23 protein-coding genes are annotated in these 23862 nt (G+C 59.2%); 4 read left to right on the top strand and 19 right to left on the bottom strand.

Annotation, left to right across the window (positions count from 1 at the left end; genetic code table 11):
- Positions 1 to 52 precede the first annotated feature (52 nt).
- The 7 genes from K5K95_RS25250 to K5K95_RS25220 form a co-directional block, all read right to left on the bottom strand.
- Positions 53 to 964 (bottom strand): transporter, encoded by a 912-nt coding sequence (locus K5K95_RS25250; protein ID WP_222586631.1) that lies wholly within the window; start codon positions 962 to 964, stop codon positions 53 to 55.
- A 92-nt stretch (positions 965 to 1056) separates the two neighbouring features.
- On the bottom strand, positions 1057 to 2118 hold the full coding sequence (locus tag K5K95_RS25245) for an NADH:ubiquinone reductase (Na(+)-transporting) subunit F (protein ID WP_222586630.1): 1062 nt from the start codon (positions 2116 to 2118) through the stop codon (positions 1057 to 1059).
- A 10-nt stretch (positions 2119 to 2128) separates the two neighbouring features.
- Positions 2129 to 2488 (bottom strand): phenol hydroxylase subunit P4, encoded by a 360-nt coding sequence (locus K5K95_RS25240; RefSeq protein WP_222586629.1) that lies wholly within the window; start codon positions 2486 to 2488, stop codon positions 2129 to 2131.
- Positions 2489 to 2552: 64 nt separating this feature from the next.
- Entirely contained in the window at positions 2553 to 4109 is a 1557-nt protein-coding gene (locus K5K95_RS25235; RefSeq protein WP_222586628.1) for an aromatic/alkene/methane monooxygenase hydroxylase/oxygenase subunit alpha, read from the bottom strand.
- Positions 4110 to 4162: 53 nt separating this feature from the next.
- Positions 4163 to 4435: an MmoB/DmpM family protein gene (locus K5K95_RS25230; RefSeq protein WP_222586627.1), complete on the bottom strand. Its 273-nt coding sequence runs from the start codon at positions 4433 to 4435 to the stop codon at positions 4163 to 4165.
- Complete coding sequence (locus K5K95_RS25225) at positions 4432 to 5427, bottom strand: aromatic/alkene monooxygenase hydroxylase subunit beta (RefSeq protein WP_222586626.1); 996 nt, start codon at positions 5425 to 5427, stop codon at positions 4432 to 4434. Before K5K95_RS25225 ends, K5K95_RS25230 begins: the two co-directional genes overlap by 4 nt.
- Before the next feature lie 17 nt (positions 5428 to 5444).
- Positions 5445 to 5720: a phenol hydroxylase subunit gene (locus tag K5K95_RS25220; RefSeq protein ID WP_222586625.1), complete on the bottom strand. Its 276-nt coding sequence runs from the start codon at positions 5718 to 5720 to the stop codon at positions 5445 to 5447.
- Positions 5721 to 6175: 455 nt separating this feature from the next.
- On the opposite strand from K5K95_RS25220, the gene K5K95_RS25215 reads away from it, so the two are divergent.
- A complete protein-coding gene (locus K5K95_RS25215; protein WP_222586624.1) occupies positions 6176 to 7873 on the top strand; it encodes a sigma-54-dependent Fis family transcriptional regulator in 1698 nt (565 codons plus the stop codon).
- A gap of 90 nt (positions 7874 to 7963) precedes the next feature.
- Here the strand turns inward: K5K95_RS25215 and K5K95_RS25210 are convergent, their stop codons facing one another.
- The 7 genes from K5K95_RS25210 to K5K95_RS25180 form a co-directional block, all read right to left on the bottom strand.
- Positions 7964 to 9265 carry an MSMEG_0569 family flavin-dependent oxidoreductase gene (locus K5K95_RS25210; protein WP_222586623.1) on the bottom strand — a complete coding sequence of 434 codons (1302 nt, stop codon included), beginning with the start codon at positions 9263 to 9265 and terminating at the stop codon, positions 7964 to 7966.
- A gap of 52 nt (positions 9266 to 9317) precedes the next feature.
- Positions 9318 to 9653, bottom strand: coding sequence for an MSMEG_0570 family nitrogen starvation response protein (locus K5K95_RS25205; RefSeq protein WP_222586622.1), 336 nt, complete (start codon positions 9651 to 9653; stop codon positions 9318 to 9320).
- Between the two features lies 1 nt (position 9654).
- Positions 9655 to 10686, bottom strand: a complete 1032-nt coding sequence (locus tag K5K95_RS25200) for a sll0787 family AIR synthase-like protein (protein ID WP_222586621.1) — start codon at positions 10684 to 10686, stop codon at positions 9655 to 9657.
- Complete coding sequence (locus K5K95_RS25195) at positions 10679 to 11239, bottom strand: MSMEG_0567/Sll0786 family nitrogen starvation N-acetyltransferase (protein WP_222586620.1); 561 nt, start codon at positions 11237 to 11239, stop codon at positions 10679 to 10681. Before K5K95_RS25195 ends, K5K95_RS25200 begins: the two co-directional genes overlap by 8 nt.
- Before the next feature lie 14 nt (positions 11240 to 11253).
- On the bottom strand, positions 11254 to 12336 hold the full coding sequence (locus tag K5K95_RS25190; RefSeq protein WP_222586619.1) for an MSMEG_0568 family radical SAM protein: 1083 nt from the start codon (positions 12334 to 12336) through the stop codon (positions 11254 to 11256).
- Positions 12323 to 13300, bottom strand: coding sequence for a Nit6803 family nitrilase (locus K5K95_RS25185; RefSeq protein WP_222586618.1), 978 nt, complete (start codon positions 13298 to 13300; stop codon positions 12323 to 12325). Before K5K95_RS25185 ends, K5K95_RS25190 begins: the two co-directional genes overlap by 14 nt.
- A gap of 137 nt (positions 13301 to 13437) precedes the next feature.
- The gene (locus K5K95_RS25180) at positions 13438 to 13920 is read right to left on the bottom strand and encodes an MSMEG_0572/Sll0783 family nitrogen starvation response protein (RefSeq protein WP_007969977.1); all 483 of its coding nucleotides are present in this window, start codon (positions 13918 to 13920) and stop codon (positions 13438 to 13440) included.
- A gap of 242 nt (positions 13921 to 14162) precedes the next feature.
- Between K5K95_RS25180 and K5K95_RS25175 the strand changes: the two genes are divergently transcribed.
- Positions 14163 to 16064 carry a sigma 54-interacting transcriptional regulator gene (locus tag K5K95_RS25175; protein WP_222586617.1) on the top strand — a complete coding sequence of 634 codons (1902 nt, stop codon included), beginning with the start codon at positions 14163 to 14165 and terminating at the stop codon, positions 16062 to 16064.
- A 90-nt stretch (positions 16065 to 16154) separates the two neighbouring features.
- On the opposite strand, the gene K5K95_RS25170 is transcribed toward K5K95_RS25175, so the two are convergent.
- From K5K95_RS25170 to K5K95_RS25150, 5 genes are all read right to left on the bottom strand, one after another.
- Positions 16155 to 17183 carry a chemotaxis protein CheB gene (locus tag K5K95_RS25170; RefSeq protein ID WP_261398053.1) on the bottom strand — a complete coding sequence of 343 codons (1029 nt, stop codon included), beginning with the start codon at positions 17181 to 17183 and terminating at the stop codon, positions 16155 to 16157.
- 70 nt (positions 17184 to 17253) lie between these two features.
- On the bottom strand, positions 17254 to 18255 hold the full coding sequence (cydB, locus tag K5K95_RS25165; protein WP_222586615.1) for a cytochrome d ubiquinol oxidase subunit II: 1002 nt from the start codon (positions 18253 to 18255) through the stop codon (positions 17254 to 17256).
- Positions 18256 to 18266: 11 nt separating this feature from the next.
- Positions 18267 to 19643: a cytochrome ubiquinol oxidase subunit I gene (locus tag K5K95_RS25160; protein ID WP_222586614.1), complete on the bottom strand. Its 1377-nt coding sequence runs from the start codon at positions 19641 to 19643 to the stop codon at positions 18267 to 18269.
- Between the two features lie 252 nt (positions 19644 to 19895).
- Positions 19896 to 20822: a Gfo/Idh/MocA family protein gene (locus K5K95_RS25155; protein WP_222586613.1), complete on the bottom strand. Its 927-nt coding sequence runs from the start codon at positions 20820 to 20822 to the stop codon at positions 19896 to 19898.
- A 44-nt stretch (positions 20823 to 20866) separates the two neighbouring features.
- Complete coding sequence (locus K5K95_RS25150) at positions 20867 to 21670, bottom strand: AraC family transcriptional regulator (RefSeq protein WP_222586612.1); 804 nt, start codon at positions 21668 to 21670, stop codon at positions 20867 to 20869.
- Between the two features lie 251 nt (positions 21671 to 21921).
- Here K5K95_RS25150 and K5K95_RS25145 point away from each other — a divergent pair, with 251 nt between their 5' ends.
- Both K5K95_RS25145 and K5K95_RS25140 read left to right on the top strand, forming a co-directional pair.
- The gene (locus K5K95_RS25145) at positions 21922 to 22848 is read left to right on the top strand and encodes a 4-hydroxyproline epimerase (RefSeq protein ID WP_222586611.1); all 927 of its coding nucleotides are present in this window, start codon (positions 21922 to 21924) and stop codon (positions 22846 to 22848) included.
- A 60-nt stretch (positions 22849 to 22908) separates the two neighbouring features.
- Entirely contained in the window at positions 22909 to 23856 is a 948-nt protein-coding gene (locus K5K95_RS25140; protein ID WP_222586610.1) for a dihydrodipicolinate synthase family protein, read from the top strand.
- The last annotated feature ends 6 nt before the right edge of the window (positions 23857 to 23862 follow it).

The following is a 23862-nucleotide window of genomic DNA, read 5'->3' as shown; positions in this document are numbered from 1 at the left end:
TCAACAGCTCAAGAGTTTGAGGTACCCAGCCCGGTGGGCTGGGCATACAGGGTTAAAAAGGGACGGTCAATTTCATCCAGTAGGCATTACCTTCCGCGCGGTTACGAACCTGGGTCTCCTGCTCCCACTTGGCGGTTAAGAACCAGCCTTTATCGCTCGTATATTTCACCGACGGACCAATTGCGATAGCCCTGCCCTTGTTGTCTTTGACCGTTTCACCGTTTTGTCGGTCGTCCGTGGTCTGGTAATCCACGTAGCCGCCCACGCCGACCACCCAGCCGTTACCCAAGCCCCAACCGACTGCGTAATCGGCGTGCAGCTCGGAACCGGAAAGGTAGTCGGTCGCGTTGTTGCGCTGGTTGAAGTCATACATGATTTTGGCATCGACGTTGAGCCCGTTCGGGTCGACGTAGGACACGGCTGCCACCGGCTCAACGACCCAGTAATTGCGTCCGATGTTCGCCAGGTCGCCGCGATTGTATTCACCCGACGGCGCGATGAAATCCAGGGCGAAAATACTGTGCAACTTGTCGCTGTAATGGTAGCCGAGCGCCGGCCCGAAGATGATGTCGCCCAATCCCTGTTTACTCTGCGACTGACCGTTGAGTTCAACCTTGAGATCCACCAGCGGCACGATGGCATGAAAGGCCAGGCTTCCTCCCAGCACCTGCTGCTCGGTGACCCAGATCAAGCGGGGTGCCACTGAGTTGGCCCTTACCCTGAAGTCCACCGGCACTTTCTCGCCATGATTGCCGCGCAGTGAATCGGCTTCGTAGTGCCCGACGTAGAACTGTGAATACAAGCCCGGTGGCGGCATGGCGCCGGACATGTAGTTTTCTGCCCCCATCGGGTACGAAGATCCACCGCCTTCGGTGGCTTGCACGCCAGCACTGGCCGCTGCCAGCAGGCTCAATCCAGCACGGCACAGATGATTCGCACGCTTTGTTCGCGATACAGCTTTCATAGGTTTTTGACCTTTTGTTGTTTTTTTAGGCAGCCGACGCCCTGCCGACCGTCGGGAGGTCAGCCAGGGTCGGCAGGGTGTTGCGGGTGAACTCAGATGCGTTTGAACAACGCAGAACGGGTGGTTTCGCTGTCACCATCGGCGGCGCTGTAGAAGCGCTCCATGAAGATGTCGCGCTCAAACAGTCGCCCTTGCATCAGGCACGTGATCGCCGAATCGATCATTATCGGCGGACCACACAAGTAGGCTTTACGACTGCTGAAGCGCCCCTCGAAATGCTGTTTTGCGGCGTCATGCACGTAGCCCTTGAAGCCGGTCCACTCGGCATCCTCCACCGCTTGGCTGAGCGCGGGCACATACGTGAAGTTGGCGTGGTCGCGCGCCAACGCCTCGAACAGCTCATGGTTATAGAGCTCGGCCCGGTTGCGCGCGCCCTGGAACAGCACGATCTGGCGGGTATCGCCCGTCTCCAGCAGGTCGAGAATCATCGATTGCGGGCTCGACAAGCCGGAGCCGCCAGCGATGAACATCAAATCGCCGCTTTGCGAGGTGCGCACGAAGAACTGCCCATACGGACCGGACAGCTCCACCGCGTCACCGACCTTCAAGTCATCGTGAACCTTGCCGGTGGCCAGTCCACCCTCGACCCGGCGCACATGCAATTCGACTTCATCGGCGCGGCTCGGCGGGTTGGCCAGCGAAAATGCCCGCGTGCCTTCAACCCCGGGTAATTGCAGATTGATGTACTGCCCGGCCTGGAACGCCATCGGCCGATCAAGCTTGAGGTGCACGCCCTTGATAGTGGGCGACAAATCCACCAGCGCACTGACCACGGCGCGGTAATCCTCGACCGGATGCCCGAGAAAATCCGGGTCGGCGTCGATATCCGCCTCGATCACCATGTCGCTTTGCGGAATCGCACAGCACGCCAGAACCTTGCCTTCGTCACGCTCGATGTCCATCAGCGCAAAAGACGAGGCCGCGCCCAGATCCGCCTCACCTTCAAGAACCTGGACTTTGCAGGTGGCGCAGGTGCCGTGACCGCAGGCGAAGGGCAGCCAGACGCCTTGGCGCAATGCCGCCTGGAGGATGGTCTGGCCCTCCTCCACTTCAATTTGTTCGCCCGTGGGTTCGATGGTTACTTGGTAGCTCATCGCCGTATCCTCAGTTGAAGCTGCCGGCAATGCCGTTCAAGCCAGGGGTATTGAGATGCAGCAAGCTCTTGTGGTCGATGCCGTTGGCAATCAGGCTCGCGCTGTTGTCTGGAGCAAACGGCTGATCGTTCAGGCGCCACACTGCCTGGTTGAAATCAACCTTCGATGCGTCCGGGTGCTGGGAAATCGAGGGTTTGACCACCTGTTCGATGAAGTCGGCGAACGGCATCGAAGGTGGCAGCGGAAAGGTAAACGGCGCACAAAACATCAGGTGTTTTTCCCAGCACAGGTACACCAGTTGCAGGCCATGAAAGTTTTCCTGGCGATCCAGGGGTTGGGCCTCATAGGCCCCGATGGAAGTCACGGGCATGATGTTGTCCTTCTTGTAATGTGGGGTTGAAGCGGACCCACGGGGCCCGCTTGCGCACAAAGCGTCAGCCGGTCTTGAGCAGGTCCGGGTCAACGGGCGTTGAAGGCGCGCTGTTGCGATCGTTCGGGTGCCAGTCCTGCCAGCGTCGATGCTCGGTGGAGCCCAGGTATTCGAAGTTGTCCTGACCGGGGTTGATGTTGTAGTAGTCGCGCACCACCGACTCCACATCGCCGCCTCCGCAGTTGCCTTGCAGAATCTGGTGCACCGGCAACCAGGCCTGGATGTACTTGGTTGGCTCGTACTCGAAAATGTCGCAGCAACCCTGCGAGCAGAAGTGATAGCGCTCGCCTTCGTGCTCGACACTGCGATGGCTGAGCGTGGTCTGGTCATCCGGCTCGCCGAACGACAGCGGGATCTGGCAGATCTGGCACAGCATCGGCAGGGTCGGGTTGTAGAACCGCTCACCCTTCTCTTGCAGCGCACGCCAATGCTCGAAGCGCGGGCGGTAGATCTTGTCGAAGGTGTCCGGGTATTTTTCCGAAAGCCAGTCCAGCTCCTCGTCGGTCGGCATCCAGGTGTGGAAGTTGGTCGCCTGGCTGTACTGGTAGAAAATCGACCAGGCCTGATGACTGACATGATCCTTGGCGATATTGGCTTCTTCGACATGCTTGGGTGGACGAATGCCGTAGCGCTCCAGGTCTTTGAACAGCGCCCCGCCCGCCTCTTCGAAATACACGCCCCAGGCTTCGGACCAGGACATCACTTTGTTGGGCAGCATGTAGTCCATCATCATCCCGACAAGGGTCAGCAGGCGGTAACCGCGCCAGAACCACTTGTCGATCCAGCGCTGGATGATCGGCACGTTGTCTTCGTGCTGCTCCAGAAGGAACTTGATCACCTCCAGCCCCAGGGTCATGTGCCGGGCCTCGTCGGACTGCGCGGAGAAGCCAAAGGTCACCGTGGCCATATCACCATTGAACGCCGCGCCGGACATGAACGGCACGAACAACAAGTTGGTCAGCACATACTCGAACGAAAACGAGATCGCCGTGAGGAACTCGAATGGGCCGGCCGTACGCGCATCTTCGAAGAACGACTTGGGCACCGAGAGAAACCACACGCGGTCGTGCATATGGGCAAAATCATGCAGGCCGTTGAAGTGCTTGTTGTAGTGACTCATCGCATGAATCTGGGTCTGCACATGGCGCAGTTCATCGATCGCCTGCATCTGGCAGGCGATACGCGCGCCAGCACCGCTGAATTGCCGACCGACCCGGGCGAAGCCCTGATAAGCCTGATATTCCAGCGGCGTAACGCCCGACAGGAACAGCTTCAATGCGTTGACGTAACGGGCGTCCGACAGCGTGGTATGGCCGTTGTTTTGCGAGAACGCATCGAAGATCGCGTAGAGCTTTTTCTCTTTCTCGGCCTGGTATTTCCAGTAGGTGTCCATGGTCAGGCGGAACGGATCTTCCCACTTGTCCCAATCGGTAATCTTGATCCCTTCAAAACGTTCGTGCGGGTAGATGTCCTCGTGGGTCTGGTAGCTCGGCTCCCAGTCCAGGTCACGGGTCATGCAGCGGTATTTTTCTTTGGCATTAAGGCGTTTTTTCACGGCCATGATGGCGCTCCCGAATTCTTGTAGTGGATCAAACCCTGGCTTGAAACCGGCGATCAGTTGTTCCAGTAGAGGGAGAAGCTGTCGTCCTCTTCCACGACGTTGCCACCGAGGGTGATGACGTACATCAGCATTTCCTGGATGTCCCAAGTGCTGCCGGTCAGTTGCTCGACGGTTTCGCGATGAATGTCGAGTCGGCCCTTGGCCTCGATGCGGATCATCGACGGCTGGTGCTGGATCTCCGCATGCGGGTTGTCCTGGACGATCGCGTCGACGATCGAGCGCGCGTAGTCGGTGTCTTGCAGGTTCATGTAAACGAGGGAAGTCATGCGTTGGCTCCTGTCAGGCCGATTTTCTTCAGGCGGGCACTGAATTCGGTGCAGACGGCATCCAGCGCCGACGCATCGAGACTCATTGCCGCCAAGGGCTGCAGCGCCTCCACGGAACGGGCACTCCACTGATCAACCCAACCTTGCACGAGGGCCTTGTTGTCGGGGCTTTCGTTGATCACGGTCTTGAGCAAGGCATCGACCCAGCGCTGGCTTTCGGCAAACCACAGACGCATGAACTCGGTCAACATGCCGACCTGGCCGGCACCGTTGGCCGACAGTTGCTCATCAAGTTTGTGGAACAGCAGCGGGTACACCAGGCCGTCGCTGACCAGGTTCTGCGCGACGGTCAATTCGAACCAGTCGCGTACCACCAGGGTGTCTTCGACGTAGCGGCGCAGGCCTTGCCAAGCCGGGTCGTTCAACCACTGTTGCTTGGCCTGGGCCAGCAGCAAGACATCGCCGTCATCGAGCATCAGACCGATCCGCGACAGGTACTGGGCGATGCCCAGCCGGTCCATGGCATGGAACATGTGCATTTGCGTGACGCTGGTACCAAAGCCGTCGGCGGCAATGTTGCTGTTGTTCATGTTGGCGCCCATCTCGGCGTGGCGCAGCGGCAACAACAGCTTGCTGATCAACTCTACGTTCCGGGCGTCAAGGCCGGCGAGCATGTCGCGCTTTTCGCAGAATGCGTAATCATGCTCGGCGTTTTCCTGCATCTTGGCCCGAGCCTGGACGTAGGCGCCGTAGTAGTACTGGCGCGGGTCGGTGACGGCGTACCAGTCAGCCATGACCACCGCGGTGCGCGTTGCGTCGTTGAGCAGTTTGTCCGGCTGCCAGAGCGGCCGGTAATGGAAATTGGTAGCGGACTCCAGGTCGAAACTGGCTTCCTGATAACGGCTGGCAACCTTGTCGCCAAACCGGCGGCGGGTGTGGCTGAAGGTGTTGCGTATCGTCTCGACGGTCGTCGTCTTGATCTCGACACTCATGGCATGGACTCCTGTAATTATTGTTGGGGGTCTTGTACGGCTTCGGCGCCACGGGTTTCGCCGTAACGCCACTTCTGCGCATCGGCGTCGAGGGCCCGGGACATTTGCGCATCCATGTGCTGGACGTGGTGGGCTTCACAGAACTGCTTGAAGGCTTGATGGGGCATAACCAGCTCGACATACAGCTCGGGATAACCGATGGCGAAATCGAATTCGACAAAGGCATCGTCTGGCTCACTGCGGACTCGCACGTACCGCGGCATTTGATCGAAGGTGCTGCCAGATGAATTCATGCTCGGGTACTCCGCTGTTGTTATGCAGGTGTACAGAGCAACAGGAGTGCCAGCGTCGGACAGACAACTGAATAAATTTTTAAAAACCAATTAAAACAATTGGTTAAAAAAGCCGCCGGCACCAGGAAGTGGCCGGGACAGGCATTTTGCAGAGGGGTCGCTTTCGACGATTTGATCATTTGATTAATCCCGGGCGAGCGAATCACGCAAATGACCAATCAGTCACGCACCGTCCGATGGTTCCCCGAATCTGTCATCAGGGTTTTGCCCGGAATCCAAGGAAGACTCGCTGAATATCCAATTGACTTTCAGGTGAAATTCGGGACGTTCTATATAGGAGCTTTCAACGCAAGCAAGCCCTGCGAGCGTTCTGACACGGTGCCTCGATTACGCCCCAGCCTAGGCGCAAGGCCCCCGTCATCCCCACCAACAAAAAAACATAGGGGTGTGTTTGCATGAGCATGAAATACCGGGCCTCTGAGCACTCCGCGCAGCTCAAGGACCTGACCGACCGCGTTCATTTCCTCGGCAGCGAAGGAAAGATCTGGCTTGATGAGCAACGCATGCTGCTGATGCAGGTGTCGTCGATGGCATCGCTTCGTCGGGAAATGATCGAGATGATCGGCGAAGAGCGTGCCAAGGGCTTTTTCCTTCGGCTGGGCTATCAGTCCGGTTTGAAAGACGCGGAGCTGGCGCGAAAGCTACGACCCAACGCCAGTGACATCGATATGTTTCTGATCGGCCCTCAATTGCACTCGCTCAAGGGCATGGTCAATGTCCGTCCGCTGAAGATGGACATCGATATCGAGGCTGGAAAATTTTACGCCGACATCGAGTGGATCGACTCTTTTGAAGTTGAAAACCATCAGAGTGAACAGCTGCATTCAGATCAGCCGATTTGCTGGATGCTCCTGGGCTACGCGATCAGCTACTCATCGTTTTTCATTGGCCGGCAGATTATTTACAAGGAAGTGAGCTGCCGGGGATGTGGTGACAAAATCTGTCGGATCATCGGCAAACCTGCTGAGGAATGGGAGGATGCCGAAGCGTTCATGCGCTACTTCCAGAGTGATTCGATCCTCGACGAATTGCACACCTTGCAGCTTCAAGTCGAGAACATGAACCAGCGTCTGCAGCTCGATGCTGGCCAGTTTTACGGCATCGGTCGCTCGGCGGTTTACCGCAAGACCTGCGAGCTGATCGACAAGGTTGCCCCTGGAAAAGCCTCGGTGTTGCTGCTGGGTGAAACCGGTGTCGGCAAGGAAGTCATCGCTCGCAGTCTGCACCTGCGAAGCGAGCGCGCTGGCGGCCCGTTCATTGCCCTGAACTGCGCAGCCATCTCTCCAGACCTGATTGAAGCAGAGCTGTTTGGCGTCGAAAAAGGTGCCTACACCGGCGCTCAGCAATCGCGCATGGGGCGTTTTGAACGTGCACACGGCGGCACATTGTTTCTCGATGAGATCATCGAACTGACCCCTCGGGCCCAGGCCAGTCTGCTGCGGGTGTTACAGGAGGGTGAGCTTGAACGCGTCGGTGATAACCAGACACGCACGGTCGATGTGCGCGTCATCGGTGCGACTCACGAAGACCTCGGCCAGGCGGTGAAAGAAGGCCGTTTTCGTGCCGACCTTTACTACCGATTGAACGTCTACCCAGTGCGGGTTCCGGCGCTGCGCGATCGTCGCGAAGACATCCCGCTGTTGATCGAGCACTTCCTTGAAAAGCTGCATCTGAGCTATCAGAAAAAAACCCTCGGCCTTTCCGATCGTGCCCTCGAGGCCTGCTTGCGCTACGACTGGCCAGGCAATATCCGCGAGCTGGAGAATCTGATCGAGCGTGGCGTGATCATTACCGATAACAACCAGAGTATTTCTGTCGAGGCACTGTTCCCGCACCAGTCCGACGAGGCTTATAGCATTGGCCTGTCGAGCGAAGGTGAGTTGATCAGCCAGAAGCTGGAGCCCTCGGATGAGTGGGTGCACCGGTTGCTCGATCTCGGGGTGAGCCTGGAAAACATGGAAGAGCAACTCCTGCACGCTGCCATGGAACGTGCCGGGCAAAATGTCTCGGAAGCAGCGCGACTGCTGGGCATGACTCGACCGGCGCTTGCCTACAGGCTCAAGAAGAAGCCGGAGCAACCGCTTTCTACTTGAATGGAACGGCCCTGGAGAGGTGATGACTTTTATATTAGAAATCGCAACCCACCCACCTGTCAGCGCCAGTGGATGGGTTGGTAGCAACGCTTACCCTGCCGCCACACGTCGTTGCGGCAAGCTGCCTTCAACCGCACTGGCGATGATGTGCTGCACCAGATACTCGGCGTCTCGCGCTACGCCTGAGAAACGTCCCGACCCCCAGGTGTATAACCATGGCAGCCCAAGGAAGTACAAACCAGGTTGCGCGGTTATTCCGCGCTGATGACCAGGGTGACCGCGGCCATTGAAAACCGGGGCTTCGACCCAGGTAAAGTCCGGGCTGAAGCCGATGCACCAGATGATGCTGGTGATCCCTTCCTCCTCAAGATCCAGTTCACTGCGCTCCTGCTCCGGCACCCAAACCGGGTTGTAAGGCGCTCCAGCCGGGGCATCAATCGAGTGCTGTTCGATGTACTTGTCGATCGACGTATTGATCCGGTTGTACACCGCATCGGCGCTATCGAGGTTTTCGCCCAGGTTGTTGGCAAACTGCAAGCGAGTGCCCTGTAACCCGTCCAGGCGACCGAACAATTCCATGCCTTCGCGAGCGAAATGGCGCAGGTCGATGTCACGTCCGCCGTCGCGCCCGGTGACGTAATGGTTGGTGTTATCGCGTACGCCTTCACGTAGCGGATGAGTGTCGACGCCAATCTCGTAGTAGCCCATCTGCGCCAGCCAATCGACCACGTCTTTGCCCCGGTAAAAACGCGCACAACGCGGCGCATCACCCACCGCCAGATAGACCTTGCGACCGGCCAGGTGCAAGTCTTCGGCAATTTGCGCGCCCGACTGCCCGGAACCGACCACCAACACATTACCCGCGGGCAAGGCCTGGGGATTGCGGTATTGCTCGGAGTGAAGCTGATGAATGTCTGTCGGCAAGCGTTCGGCAAGGCGCGGGATGATCGGCGTGTGATAACCGCCCGAGGCGACAATCACTTGATCAGCAGTGAACTCGCCTTGTGAGGTGTGCACCTCGAAACCACCGAGGCTGCGGGGAACCACGCGTTGCACTGTGACCCCTTCACGGGCCGGGGCGTTGACCGATTTGACGAAGCCGGCCAGGTATTGATTGATTTCGTCCTTCTTCATGAACCCGTGGGGATCTTTGCCCTTGAAGTCATCGACGTAGGTGTAGCCTGGCAATGCGCATTGCCAGTTGGGCGTCACCAGGCTGAAGGCGTCCCAGCGCTGGTTGCGCCAGGTGTGGGTCAGGCTGTGTTTTTCCAGGACCAGATGATCGATGCCCTGTTGTTGCAAATAGTAGCTTGCGGATAACCCGGCCTGACCGCCGCCGACGACGATCACGCTGTGGTGTGGGGGTTTGATTGAGGTGAGGTGGCTGGTCATGGTGAACTCCGGTACTCGGTGTCGAAAAAGGTTAAGGGGGAAAACCGATGAATCAGAATGAACTCCAGCCGGTGCCGATCACCTGACCGGCGCCTTCGGTGCGCATGCTGAGGATGTTCACTTGCCCGGCGGCATCGCCTGGCTCGACCAGATAGCTGGCCTGGCCCTTGAGGGAACTCAAGGTGTCCATCGCCGAACTGCAGTAGAACCCTTTGACCTGCTTGACCCGCTCTGAAGCATTGTTCAATGCGTGTTCGATGCGTTGCAGAAAGTCCGCCAGCGTGTAACTGGCGCCCTCCTCCAGGTATTCATAAATCACCGTCGAAGGTGAATAACCGGAAGCTTCGCGGCCATTAGGCCAACGGATTTTGAAGTTGACGGCGGGCATGTCAGTGCTCCTGATGCTTGAGGTTTAAAGGGGTCAGATCGAGAGAGTGATAGTTGAAGCCGGTAAATGGCTGCTCGCGCAGGTTCCAGAATTCGCCGCGCTGTTGACCGGACTGGACATTCAGCAGGCCACTGTCGTTGATCCGGCCAATGCGTTCACAGCGCACACCTTCGAAGGCAAACGCCGTCTGTACTTGCGCCCAGTCACGCTCCTCCAGCGTCATCAAAAAACCGTAGCTGGGGAACACTTGCAGCCAACGCGCGAGATCGGCATTCGGCGGGCACGGCAGCGATGCTAGGTCGACGGTCGCGCCACAGCCGGTTGTTTCCAGCAGCATCAATAGACTGCCGAGCACCCCGGCGTTGCTGATGTCTTTGGCGGCATGCAGCAATGCCGCTTCAGCCAGGCGTGGCAGCACTTCAAGCTTGCTGCGCAGGCGCTCGGCCGGCACGCCTTCGAAGGCTTTCCAATAGGTGCTGTCGGCGTGCCAATTGCCTTCCAGGTCCACGGCCATGGCAATGATCTGGCCGGGGGCGACATGCAGGGTCGACAACAATGTTTGCGCTATGCCGGTAATCGCTACGGCCAGCGCAGCCGGATTAGCCGCCGCAAGGCTGGTGTGCCCCCCGGCCAGTAACAAGCCATAGGCCTCGCAGGCAGCACGAATGCCTGCCAGCAATTGCTGCGCGCCAGCGGTGTCGTGATGCCAATACGCGTTGACCACGGCGGTGGCGCGACCGCCCATGGCGGTGATGTCGCTGACATTGGCCATGACCGCCGACCATCCGGCAAACCACGGCGCCGCCTCGACGAAATCCGGCAACATGCCTTCGATGGCCAGCAACTGAAAATGGTCGCCACAGGCAATCGCTGCCGTGTCATCGCCGGGCAAGGCGTAAAGCTGCTCACGAGTCAGGGCCTGTTCAGCACTGCCGATCACGGCCGCCGGTTGCTGGATCGCCTGTTTTGAACGCATTGCCGGCGTGTTGCGCAAGGTGTCGAGCAGCACTGCCAGATCAGGAGCTTTATTCATGACGAGCCACCTTCAGCGCACGCAATGAAACCTGGCGCGGCATCAATGGATAACTCGGCAAATCCGCCTGCATCAGGCAATGCGGCTGACCGAGCAACTCAAGTTGGTCGAGGGTTTGCCAATGCAGGCCATGAAAATAGGTTTCGTTCTGCGCCTGCACCGTGGCGCGAAACACCTCGCAGCCCAGCTCCTTGGCCCGCGACACCGCCTCGTTGACCAGCGCTTTGCCAATCATGCTGTGTCGCCGATACACCGGGGCCACACACAACCGTCCACCAAACCATAGGCCCGGCTCCGGCTGATAAATGCGCACCGCGCCCACCACCTGATCGCAGATCCCGCAATTGCTGGCCAGGGCGACGATGGCGATTGCCTGGAAATCATGGCTGTCCTTGTCCTGCGCGAGCAGTTGTTGCTCATCGGAGAACACCGAACGTCGCAGGGCGAAATAAGCGTGTTTCTCCCAGGGTTCACTGGCGGGCTTGACCAGCAACTCACCGGCGCGAAACGGTTCGAAAGTGCTGTCGACCAAGGCAAAGGCAAGATTCGGCATGGGCGTTCTCCGGTTTATTCGTAGCTTTTCAGGGCCGAGCACGCGCCGCATTTGGCGCAACCGGCGTTGATCTGATCGGAGTGCAAACCGTGACGACGCAGGCTTGCGCCGATCAGCGGATACAGTCGGGCCATCATCGCGCTGTCCGGTTTAGGGTGATGAGCCAAGGGTGTGCCATCGATAGGCACGAACGGCACCACAAACGGGTACACGCCCATCGCGCACAGACGTTCGCTCATCTCGCTGATGGCGGCTTCGCTGTCACCCAGGCCGGCGAGGATGTAAGTGCTGACCTGACCCCGACCGAAGACTTCGACCGCCGCCTTGAAGGCGTCGAAATAACGGCTCAGCGGCACTTCGGCCTTGCCGGGCATGATCCGTTGGCGAACTTCATCGGTGACCGCTTCCAGGTGCATGCCCAGCGACACCACACCGCTGTCGGCCAGGCGCTGGAACCAGCGATCATCGTCAGGCGGTTCACACTGGGCCTGAATCGGCAGATCGACCGCGGCAGTTACCGCAGCGGCTGACTCACACAAAATCGCCGCGCCACGGTCCGGGGTTTGCGGGGTGCCGGTGGTCATCACCATGTGCTTGACGCCATCAAGTTCCACTGCCGCTTTTGCCACTTCCGCCAGTTGTTGCGGACGTTTGCGGGCGATGGTTTTACCCGCCGCCAGCGACTGGCCGATCGCGCAGAACTGGCAGGAACTGCCACGATCATTGAAGCGAATGCAGTGCTGCAACACGGTGGTCGCGAGCACATCACTGCTGTGCAGGGTGGCGATTTTCCAATAGGGAATGCCGTCGGCGGTGCTCAAACCGTAGAACTTCGGCACACCGGGCATTTGCACCTGACCGACCTGCAGGCCTTCGCGAAAGATCAGCGCCTGGCTGCCGTCGGCGCTGGGTTGGGCTTGATAGGGCGAATCTTGCGAGGCCTGATTGAGGATCGGCACCATCATGGTCCGGCTACCGAAACTTAGAGCCTTGTGGTCCGACGGTCCCGCGCCACCTTGCCGGGACAAGCCGTTCTGCGCCGCAGGCCAGCGAACGCCATGGCATTGCAGCTCGGCCAGCAATTCATTGGTTTGCATGATCAAACTCCTCAGTGACAATCGCCGCCAGGTGCGGGCTGCGTTCATGCACATGCGCCGCGGGTGTGCGGTCGATCAACAGGCTGAGCAGTTCCGGACGGCTGTAATGACCGACCGAATCCATCATCCGCTTGCGCTTGTCGATCAAGGCCAGATCGAGGTCGGCAATCACCACGCCTTCCCCCGAACGCAGCGGTTCGCCGAGCAACTTGCCCTCGGGCGACACGATCGCGCTGAAGCAGCCGCCCGAAATCGGGCCGAGGCCACAACCGGTGTCCTGCATGATCTGGCCCTGCTGATCAGCATCCAGCCACGCTGTGGCGTTGACCACGAAACAGCCGGACTCCAGGGCGTGATGACGGATGGTGACTTCAATCTGCTCGGCAAAGATGTCTCCCACCAGAGAACCGGGAAACATCGCGGCATGAATCTGCTCGCCGTCCGCCATCAAGGCGTAACGGGCCAGCGGGTTGTAGTGTTCCCAGCATGCCAGCGAGCCGATGCGTCCGACCGCGCTGTCGATAGCACGCAGGCCGGAGCCATCGCCCTGCCCCCAGACCATGCGCTCGTGGTAGGTCGGCGTGATTTTGCGTCGATGCTGAATCAGGCTGCCGTCGGCATCGAACAACAACTGAGCGTTGTAGATCGTGCCGCCCTCGCGCTCATTGACGCCAATGGAGACGACCATTCCCGCTTGCTTGCAGGCTTCGCCAATCGCCAGGGTCGCGGCGGACGGAACCGTCACGGATTGATCCAGCAGCCTGAGGTGTTGTGCGCCCATGGCAAAGGCAGGCTGCACAAATGAAAAATAGGGGTAGTAAGGCACCACCGTTTCCGGGAACACGGCGAACTGCACGCCTTGTCGACCGAGGGCGATGATCTGTTGGCAGACCTTGTCCACGGTGCCTTCGCGGCTGTAAAGCACCGGGCTGATCTGTACGGCGGCTGCGCGAATGATGGCCATGAGGGGGTCCTGAAGTAAGTTGTGCTCGGAAGATCGACATCGATCCTGTGGGAGCGGGGCTTGCCTGCGATGCGGACGACGCGGTGCATCATTGACACCGATCGCGAGCAGGCTCGCTCCCACAAGGGTTTGTTCGGTCAGGCAGTCCAGGTGTCGATAATCATCGCGCCCTCACGGCGCATCAGCAGGCGCAGGTCCATCACGTCCAGCGGGTTGATCGGGCGAATGCCTTCGATCAGCGCCTTCTCGGTCTGGCCGTACAGGGCTTGCAGGGCAAAGCGGCAGGCGTAGACCTCACCGCCCTCTTCCATGAACTGGATGAGCTGCTTGTTGACTGCCAGATGGCCGGGGAAGGCTTCGGCACCCAGGGTCGGGAAACCCCGCTGCACGCCCAATTGCACGCCAGGTCCATAGAGCAGGATCTTGGTTTCGAAGCCCTTGCGCAGCAGACGCTTGGCCTGAAGCATATTGACCAGGCCGATAGAGCCCTCGAAGGCGATGGTGTGGAAGGTGATCAGGACTTTCTCGCCAGGCTCGGCTTTGATGTCCTCGAAGACTTTCTCTTCATAATTGACCAGGAAGTCGCCGTCTTTGTAATGGGGGATATCCACGGTTGGCATATCGTCGCTCTCCAGTTTTTTCGTGCGTTAACGGCGGCCTGAGTTGGCTGCCGGGTTGCAGGAGATAGAGCGAACGCCGTGCCAGGCTTTGAAATTATTTTTCTCCAAAAGCTATGTAATTGATTCAATTACAAATACTTTTCTGATCCGGTTTTTTCTGATGCATCTGAGGCTATCGGGGAATCACGCATTCCCGTAGAAGTACGAATATTCGTAGCGGCTAATCACGAGATTTCGTAATCATGAACGACGCAGACTCCCTTAGCGGCTGGGCCGACCTGGCTTACTCGTCACGGCACATGGTGTTCGAGCATTGCGCCGAGGCGATCGCGCTGCTCAATCCGTTTTCCGATCGACTGGGCGACTTGAATATCGCGGCCTGCAAGTTGCTCGGCTACCCGCGCCAGGAGTTGCTGGAGCTGCCGGTAAGCAAGCTGTTCGGCCATCAACTGGCGGACCTGATCGTGTTTACCCAAGCGGTGATGGACAAAGGTCGCGGCTGGACCGAAGAACTGAGCTGCAACTGCAAGACCGGCGAGCGTATCGAGCTGGCCATTTCCGCCACGACCTTGCCGATCAAGGGTGAGCAGCATCTTATTCTGGTGCTGCGCGAGCTGAGCCATGAGAAATACCAGCGCGACCAGGCTCATACCGAGCGCACCATGCGCGGCGGGCTGATCGAATGGCGCAACATTCTTAACCTGTTCCAGGAAACCGAGCGCGACAATCAACTGCTGCTCAGTTCGGTAGGCGACGGCATCTACAGCATCAACAGCGAAGGTCTGGCCACCTTCGTCAACCCGGCCGGGGCGCGCATGCTGGGCTGGGAGCCGCAGGACATGATCGGCAAGAACATCCACCGCATCCACCACCACACCCATGCCAACGGCAGCCACTACCCGGTGGAAGACTGCCCGATCTACAAGGCGGTGCGTGACGGCGTGGTCCATGAGGGGCGCCAGGAAGTGTTCTGGCGGCGCGATGGCAGTTCGTTTCCGGTGGAGTTCACCAGCACGCCGGTGATATCGGACGGCCGTATCGTGGGTGCCGTCGTAGTGTTCCGCGACATCACCGAACGACGCAGCACCGAAACCCAGCTGCAAAATGCGCTCGATGAACTCAAAGTACTCAAGGAACGGCTGGAGGAGCAGAACGCCTACTTGCAGGAAGAGATTCATATCGAACACAACTATCGCGAGATCGTCGGTCAGAGCGAACCGATCCTGAAAATCATCAAGCAGATCGACGTAGTCGCCCCCACCGATGCCAGTGTGCTGATCAATGGTGAATCTGGCACTGGCAAGGAGTTGATCGCCCGCGCGATCCATCAGGCCAGCCGCCGCAACGCCAGTCCGCTGATCCGGGTCAACTGCGCGGCGATTCCGACTGAACTGTTTGAAAGCGAGTTCTTCGGGCATATCCGCGGCGCCTTTACCGGCGCCGTCCGCGACCGGGTCGGCCGCTTCGAGCTGGCCGATGGCGGCACGCTGTTTCTCGACGAAATCGGTGAAATCCCGCTAGAGCTGCAAAGCAAACTGCTGCGGGTGTTGCAGGAGGGCCAGTTCGAGCGGGTCGGAGAAGAACGCACCCGCAAGGTTGATGTGCGGATCATTGCCGCGACCAACCGCGACCTGCGCCAGGAAGTCGCGGCGAAACATTTTCGTGAAGACCTGTATTTCCGTCTCAACGTTTTCCCGATCCAGTCGCCGGCACTGCGTGAACGTCCGATGGATATTGCACCGCTGGCGGCGCACTTTCTCAAACAGACCGGCAAACGCCTGAACATGCCCGGGCGGCGCCTGCGCAACACCGATATCGAACGGCTGCAACGTTACTCCTGGCCGGGGAATATCCGAGAACTGCAAAACGTCATCGAGCGCGCCTTGATCACCTCCAACGGCGCCGACTTGAACCTCGACCTGCCCGATGAACCCAGTCTCAGCGTTATCCCAAAGCCCTCTCCCTCATCCGTGATCATGACGGACGCGCAGATTCGCGAGCTCGAGCGCAACAACATGCAGGCTGCGCTCAAAGCCACCGACGGAAAACTGTTTGGCAAAGGGGGGGCCGCCGAACTGTTGGGCCTCAAACCCACGACATTGGCTTCGAGGTTCAAGCGGCTGGAAATCAAGCTGGAGGACTAATCGAAACGGTCTTCGCAGCCCGTTACTCAAGGCGCCTGACCTTGATGATCGCCCCCGGGACCAGGCCAGACATTGAAAACGCTGCCAGCGCTATTTATCGTCATCGTGACCAAAGAGCTTGGGATCAAGCACCCATTCACGTAGTGGCGCCAGGCGTTTTTCAGCCAGATCAGCTTGTCGAGTGCATTCGGCGGCGTCATTGGCAGCGCCTACGCTTGCCGCCTGTTCCGCCATTTGACGCAGCAGCAGGATCCTTTCCTCCACCGCCCTCAATGTGTCCCACAGTCCTGTGTCGATGGCTTCGTTGACCTCACAAATCAAGGATTTCATCGAAAAGGCATGGCCCGTGTGGCAGCGAAATCTGACGATGGTGCCTTCTTCGATTTGCACAAGGACGCCATGGCAATCAGGACAGGTGAATTGGGAAACCTTACCTAAGCCCATGACACCGGCTTCGAGACCGTTTCCTTTCAAGGAGATCACGCTCTCGATCACATGACGGGTTTTTACCTCGTGTGTCGGCTGATCAGCGATGCGGGTGCCGACCGCTTTGGAAAGTGCGGTGGCGAGCACTGACGTCGGGCCGACAAGATCGATCTCCACATGCGCAATGGCACTGTCGGGCATTGAGCTCAGCATGGCTTCGCCAGGGTCCTGAACGTAGGTCAAGCCGCCGCGATCCTTGATCGCCCACATCCCTGCGGTGCCGTCATCCAATGCACCGGACAGAATGACGCCAATGACCCGAGCGCCATAATTGACCGCGGCTGAGCGGAACAGCACATCGACTGCGGGCCGAACACGACATTCCTTCGGCCCGCGCGTCAGGCGTATCCCGTCCTCCGTGACCATCAGGTGCCGATCCGCAACGGCGACATAGACCGTGCCCGCTTCAATGCGTTGTCCCTCCTGGGCCGCCACGACCCGCATGCTCGTCACCCTCGCAAGAATGCTGTGGAGGACGCTGGGTTCATGAGCCGGGATATGCAGTACGACAAGAAAGGCCGCCGGCAGGTCGGCGGGTAGGTTTTCAAACAAGGCGATCAGCGCCTGAACGCCACCTGCCGACGTGCCGATCACGACAATGTTTCGCACACCTGCATCAAGTTGATCAGTCACAAGGCGCCTCCTGTTAAAAATGAGTCCGTCGAGGCAGTCACCCCTGGGACGCGACCGGCGTACCTGCCAGTCATTCATGATTCACTCGAACCTTTCCGCTAAAGACGCTGAAGCCGTAGGTGTTGTAGATGAGCGTTACCGGGATCAGAACTGCGAAGCCGACCAGCATGAACATCTGGCTGTTGCGACTGGAGGCAGCAGCCTGCAACGTCAGTTGCGGCGGAACGATCATTGGAAAGAGCACCCCGATCATCAAGGCAAACGCCAGTACGAACACGCCCAAGGCGCCGATCAGTGGCAGGGACTGACGATGGCTTCGAAAGCCAAGAGCAAAGCCGATCAGCAACGTCATCAACAGCATGACCGCCGGCATCCACACAATCCGTTCTGCAAGCCGTTGCGCATAGCGAGAGTCAAGGGTCGCCGTCCAGGCAACCAACACGATCAACAGTGCCACGGTCACCAGGCCCAGGGTCTTGGCCTGCAGAGCGGAGCGCCGCTGCAGTTCGCCGACCGTACGCCAATAGAGCCAGCAAGCCCCCAACCAGGTGTAACCCACCACGAGCACTGCGCCGCAAAACAGTGGGAACACGTTGAGCCATACCAGGCCATTTCCGTTGTACTGCCCGGCGTTATTCGGCACACCTTGGACAAGAGTCCCCAACACGATTCCCTGTGTTGCGCCGGCGAGCAGTGAACCGCACAACAACAAGCCATCCACCGCGCGTTTGATGGCATCGGTAGGTGCGTAATCACGAAATTCCAACGTCACCGCTCGAAGAATCAACGCCAGGAACATCAAGATAAAAGGCACGTAAAGCGCCGGTAACAGGATGGCGTAGGCCAACGGAAACAGTGCCAATAGGCCGCCACCGCCGAGCACAAGCCACGTTTCATTGGCATCCCAGATCGGCAGGATCGTCACGGCCATGGCCCGGCGATCCTCGCCGCAACGGGTCAACCCCATCAGCACCCCGACGCCCAGATCAGTGCCATCGAGCAGCACATAATTCATCACCGAGAACGCCAGCGCCGCAGCAGAAAGCAGGACGATCCAATCAGTGTCCAACATCGATCATCTCCTCAGGCCTGTCCTGTCTCGTCCGCCAGCGTCGGTTGCGGCCCGGCCTCATCCTTGTGCGGTGGCTCGCGCAGGATTCGCAATAGCACCCAAAGGCCAATGCCGAAGATCAGCAGGTAAAACACCAGGATCGTCCAGGTTGAGCCGATCACCTGCTCGCGCGACACCGATGACAGGCTGTCGGCTGTGCGCAACAAGCCATAGACGGTAAAAGGCTGGCGGCCGACCTCGGTCACCACCCAGCCGCACAGCATCGCGAGGAATCCCGCCGGGGCCATCAATGCACAGCCTCGCAGCATCCAGCGCGCCTCGTACAAACGCTGTCGCCATCGCAACACCAGGCTGGTCAGCCCCTGGGCCACCATCAACAGCCCCAACCCGACCATGAAGCGAAACGCGAAAAACACGATCGGCACGGGTGGAATGTTTTCGGCAGGGAACTCATCGAGCGCGGCGATGGTGCCGCTCAGGTCATGCCGCAAATACAAAGAGGCAACGCGTGGAATCGCCACTTCCCAATGGTTGCGTCGTTCGGCCATGTCGGGAATGGCAAACAGGCGCAACGGTTCCCCCGCGCCCTCAGGCGGACGTGTCCATGAGCCTTCGATGGCCGCGATCTTCTGTGGCTGGAACTTGAGGCTGTGCTGACCGTGCAGGTCACCCACAAGGATTTGCATTGGTGCCAACACCACAATCAGCCACAGCGCCATGGAGAATTGCAGGCGGGTTCGCGGGTTCTGCGGTGAGCGCAAGAGTTGCCATGCGCTGGTTCCGGCGACCAGGGTCGCCGTGCCTAGAAACGCCGCCAGCGTCATGTGGGCCAGCCGATACGGAAACGACGGGTTGAATATGATCGCCCACCAATTCTCGGCAATGAAACGGCCGTCAGCGCCTATGGCGTAACCTGCGGGTGTCTGCATCCAGGAATTAGCGGAAAGAATCCAGAACGCGCTGATCAACGAGCCGACGGCAACCGCGCAAGTGGCGAAGAAATGCAGACGAGGGCCGACCTTCTTCAGACCGAACAGCATGATGCCCAGAAAGCCTGCTTCTAGAAAAAAGGCAGCCAATACTTCATAGAACATCAATGGACCGAGAATATCGCCAGCCTGGGTCGAGAGTCGCGACCAGTTGAGTCCGAACTGATATTCCAGAATCAGACCTGACGCCGTCCCGACCGCCACGTTGAGGGCAAACACCTTGAGCCAGTAAAGGTAGACATCCAGATAGATTTGTCGGCCACGCCACAGCCACAACCCTTCCAGCACCATCAGAAAATTGGCCAGCCCTATCGTGAGCGCGGCCAGCACGATGTGAAAACTGATGGTGATCGCAAACTGGCTACGCGCAGCCATCAATGCCGAATCGATAGCACTCATGCGCTAAGGCTCTTGGCATTGCGCGCTGGATGGGTTTTTGACCGTCTGAGCGGGAATAGACATGGGACTGTTCCGCAAACGTGATGGTCGGTTGACTCCCTTGGCAATAAAACATTCCAACTGAATCGAGCCGTCTCAGGGTGCCCATCACGTAGACATCGCGGGCGTCTTCAACGTGTCGTTGCTGCTTTTACAGAATGACCGGCCACGAAAACCGGTCGGTGTGTTATCGGCGCTGCCCCTGAGCGACCGCTAATCGTAAAACGGCTCGACCGACGCTCGACTGCCGACAAAAAAGCTGTCAGCAACCAGCCGCAATGGCTGCAAGTCCAGGTCACTGGCTTTATCGCTTATCAGCTGTTGAAAATGTCGATACACCGCGGCGTACTCGCCCTCCTCCGATACGGCTTGAGGCACGCCGTCGATGCTCAACAGTGCGCCACCGTTGTCCAGGCGCAAGGTGCCTTCGGTGCAGCGAACCTCGATACTCCAGAGCTCTTCATGGCCGTGGTCGAAATCGAACTCCGCACGGATATCGAGGTGACGCGCGTCGGACATCTTGATGGACGCGGCAATCGGCGACTGGCAATTACTCGGGACGCGCAGTTCGGCAGACTCGACAAACAGCGGCAGCGCCAGCAGATGGGTTGCGATCGACAAGGCATTGATGCCGGGATCGAAGACACCCAGGCCGCCGGGCTGCCAGATCCATGCCTGGCCTGGGTGCCACTTGCGCACGTCTTCCTTCCAATCGATCTGCACGCTTTGCAGGGTGCGGGTGGCCAGCCAGTCACGGGCGGCTTCGATGCCGGGCGCGTAACGTGAGTGCCAGGCGAACAAACCGCTGACGCCCTGCTCCTGCGCCTGACTCACCAACGCCATCGCTTCCCCCAACGTGGCGCACGGCGGTTTTTCTACCAGCACGTGTTTGCCGGCCGCCAGGGCTTGTTGCACCAGCGCGAATCGACCTTGCGGTGGGGTGCAAAAGGCGATCGCATCGACCTGCGGGCCATTTGCAAGCAGCTCACTCAAGGACCGGAAATTCTCGACCCCGGCGCAGGGCTGCCCTTGGGTTGCGACAGACACCAACTGGAACGCGGGGTTGGCGTTGATGGCGGGAACGTGTTGGTCCTGGGCAATCTTGCCATAGCCCACCAGACCGAGACGGATCGGTTGCATCAATGACTCCTGATTTTTCTTGTAGGGGACGCGGATTGGGAAGATTACGTTTGTACAGCGGGGAAGTCATTGCTGACGTGCCGGGTTGCCTGCCGATACTGGCGCGGCGTGAACCCGGTGGATGCCTTGAACTGCCGGGTAAACGCGCTGTGATCGGTGTAGCCGCACTGCAAAGCCACGTCGGTGATGGGAATATCGGTGTGCAACAGACGATGCGCGTGCTCCAGGCGAACCTTTTGGATCATCTGTCGCGGCGTCAGGTGGAACACTCGCCTGCAGTACCTTTCCAGTTGCGCCACTGAAATCCCGGCGATGCGCGTCAGTTCGCCCAAGGTGACACGGCGATTGAAATGCGCGCGGATGTATTGATCGACCGCTGCCAGTCGCTGGTACGCCGGGTGGGTATCGCTGGTGGACTGCAGGTCGACCGAAATCCCTGCCAGGCCAATGATTTCACCGTCGCGGTTGTATAACGGTCGTTTATGCGTCAGGCACCAACCGGGTTCCCGACTGCCGTACAAGTGCAATTCCAGCTGGTCCTCCAGGACAAAGCCTTGCTCCAGTACCCGACGATCCTGTTCGGTATAACCAGGCCCCAATTGTGCAGGAAACACCTCGGCGCTGGTTTTCCCCAGCAACGGTTGCAACTGCTTCAATCCACAGCGCTGGACCAGCGTGCGGTTGGCCATGACATAGCGCGCCTGACGGTCCTTGATAAAGATCGCGGCGTTAGGGATCACATCCAGCATCGGTAACAGAAACGCCACGCCCGCCAGCAATTCATCGAGGGTGTCGGGCCGATTCAGCTCGTTCCCCTGGCACAGGACCGCTAAGGCGTGCTGCGTCATGAATCCTGTTCTCCCTTTCTCTGAATAGACAAAAGCCTTCTTCGCGCAGATTGACCCAAGGCGGGAGCCGTGTCGAGGTGCCCGCGATGTGGTCGTCTTGTGCACGCGCATTGTGCCGATTTCGTCATCCGTGCCCACGCAAAACATCAATCGCAAATGCCCTGACACGCTCACGCTGTGGCCATTGCATGCACACCTGCCGATCCAACAACCCACAAAAAGGCGACGCTATGTCAGGCGAAGGCACGTTCATGAAACGCATCCACGTCATCGATTCCCACACCGGCGGCGAACCGACCCGCCTGGTGATGAAAGGCTTTGCTCAATTGCCCGGCCAGACCATGGCCGAGAAGCGTGATGCCCTGCGCGATCACCACGATCAATGGCGTCGGGCCTGCCTGCTGGAGCCCCGTGGCAACGATGTGTTGGTCGGCGCCCTGTATTGTGAACCGGTCTCGCCGGATGCCACGTGTGGCGTGATTTTCTTCAACAACGCCGGCTACCTCGGCATGTGCGGTCACGGCACCATCGGCCTGGTCAACTCATTGCACTACCTGGGCCACATTGCGCCCGGTGTGCACAAGATCGACACGCCGGTCGGCCCGGTCGACGCCACGCTGCATGAAGACGGCACGGTGACTTTGCGCAACGTGCTCGCCTACCGCTACCGCAAACAAGTCCCGGTCGATGTTCCCGGATACGGCCGCGTGTTCGGCGACATCGCCTGGGGTGGCAACTGGTTCTACCTGGTGTCCGACCACGGCCAGGCGTTGCAACTGGACAATGTCGAAGCCCTCACCGAATACACCTGGGCGATGCTCAAGGCGCTGGAGGCCCAAGGTGTCCATGGCGAAGGCGGCGCGCTGATCGACCATGTCGAACTGTTTGCCGACGATGAGCACGCCGACAGCCGCAACTTCGTCATGTGCCCCGGAAAAGCCTACGACCGCTCGGCCTGCGGCACCGGCACCAGCGCCAAACTGGCGTGCCTGGCCGCCGATGGGAAACTCGCCGCCGGCGAGCGCTGGGTCCAGGCCAGCATCACCGGCAGCCAGTTCGTCGGCAGTTACGAATGGGAAGGCGAGCGCATCCGCCCGTTCATTACCGGCAAGGCGTTCATGACCGCCGACAGCACACTGCTGATCGACGAACAGGATCCCTTCGCGTGGGGCATTTGAAAAACCACGCGGCACTTCACCTTCAAGTCATTTGAATAAACGCGTCAAGGAGCTGAACAAATGAGCGATAGCATTTTCACTGGCTGCATTCCTGCGCTGATGACCCCCTGCACCGCCGAACGCAAACCGGATTTTGATGCGTTGGTGGCCAAGGGTCGCGAACTGGTCGATATCGGCATGAGTGCGGTGGTGTATTGCGGGTCCATGGGTGATTGGCCGCTGTTGACCGAAGCCGAGCGCCAGGAAGGCGTGGCACGTCTGGTCGCCGCAGGTGTTCCGACCATCGTTGGCACCGGCGCCGTCAACAGCCGCGAAGCGATTTCCCACGCGGCCCATGCCGCCAGCGTCGGCGCCCATGGCCTGATGGTGATCCCCCGCGTTCTCTCCCGTGGGGCCTCACCCGCCGCGCAAAAAGCGCACTTTTCAGCGATTTTGCAGGCGGCCCCGCAGTTGCCGTCGGTGATCTACAACAGCCCTTACTATGGCTTTGCCACCCGTGCAGACCTGTTCTTCGAGTTGCGCCGCGCACACCCGAACCTGATCGGCTTCAAAGAGTTTGGCGGTGCTGCCGACCTGCGTTACGCCGCCGAGAACATCACCTCCGCGGACGATAACGTCACCCTGATGGTCGGTGTCGACACCCAAGTGGTCCATGGTTTCGTCAACTGCAACGCCACTGGCGCGATCACTGGCATCGGCAATGCGCTGCCGCGTGAAGTGCTGCAACTGGTGACGCTGAGCAAGCAAGCGGCCAAGGGCGACGCCAAGGCCCGCCGCCTGGCCACCGAACTGGAATCGGCGCTAGCGGTGCTGTCGTCCTTCGACGAGGGCTGTGACCTGGTGCTCTATTACAAGCACCTGATGGTGCTCAATGGCGACAAGGAATACACCCTGCATTTCAACGAAACCGATGTGTTGAGCGATGCCCAACGGCATTATGCCGAGAACCAGTACACGTTGTTCCGCCAGTGGTACAAGCACTGGTCGGCAGAACACAACGTCGCCTGAGTTCAA

Origin of the sequence: Pseudomonas sp. DR48 (genome assembly GCF_019823085.1) — a bacterium.
GTDB lineage: Bacteria > Pseudomonadota > Gammaproteobacteria > Pseudomonadales > Pseudomonadaceae > Aquipseudomonas.
The sequence above is the reverse complement of the archived record's forward strand: the minus strand, read 5'-3'. Positions and strand labels throughout refer to the sequence as shown.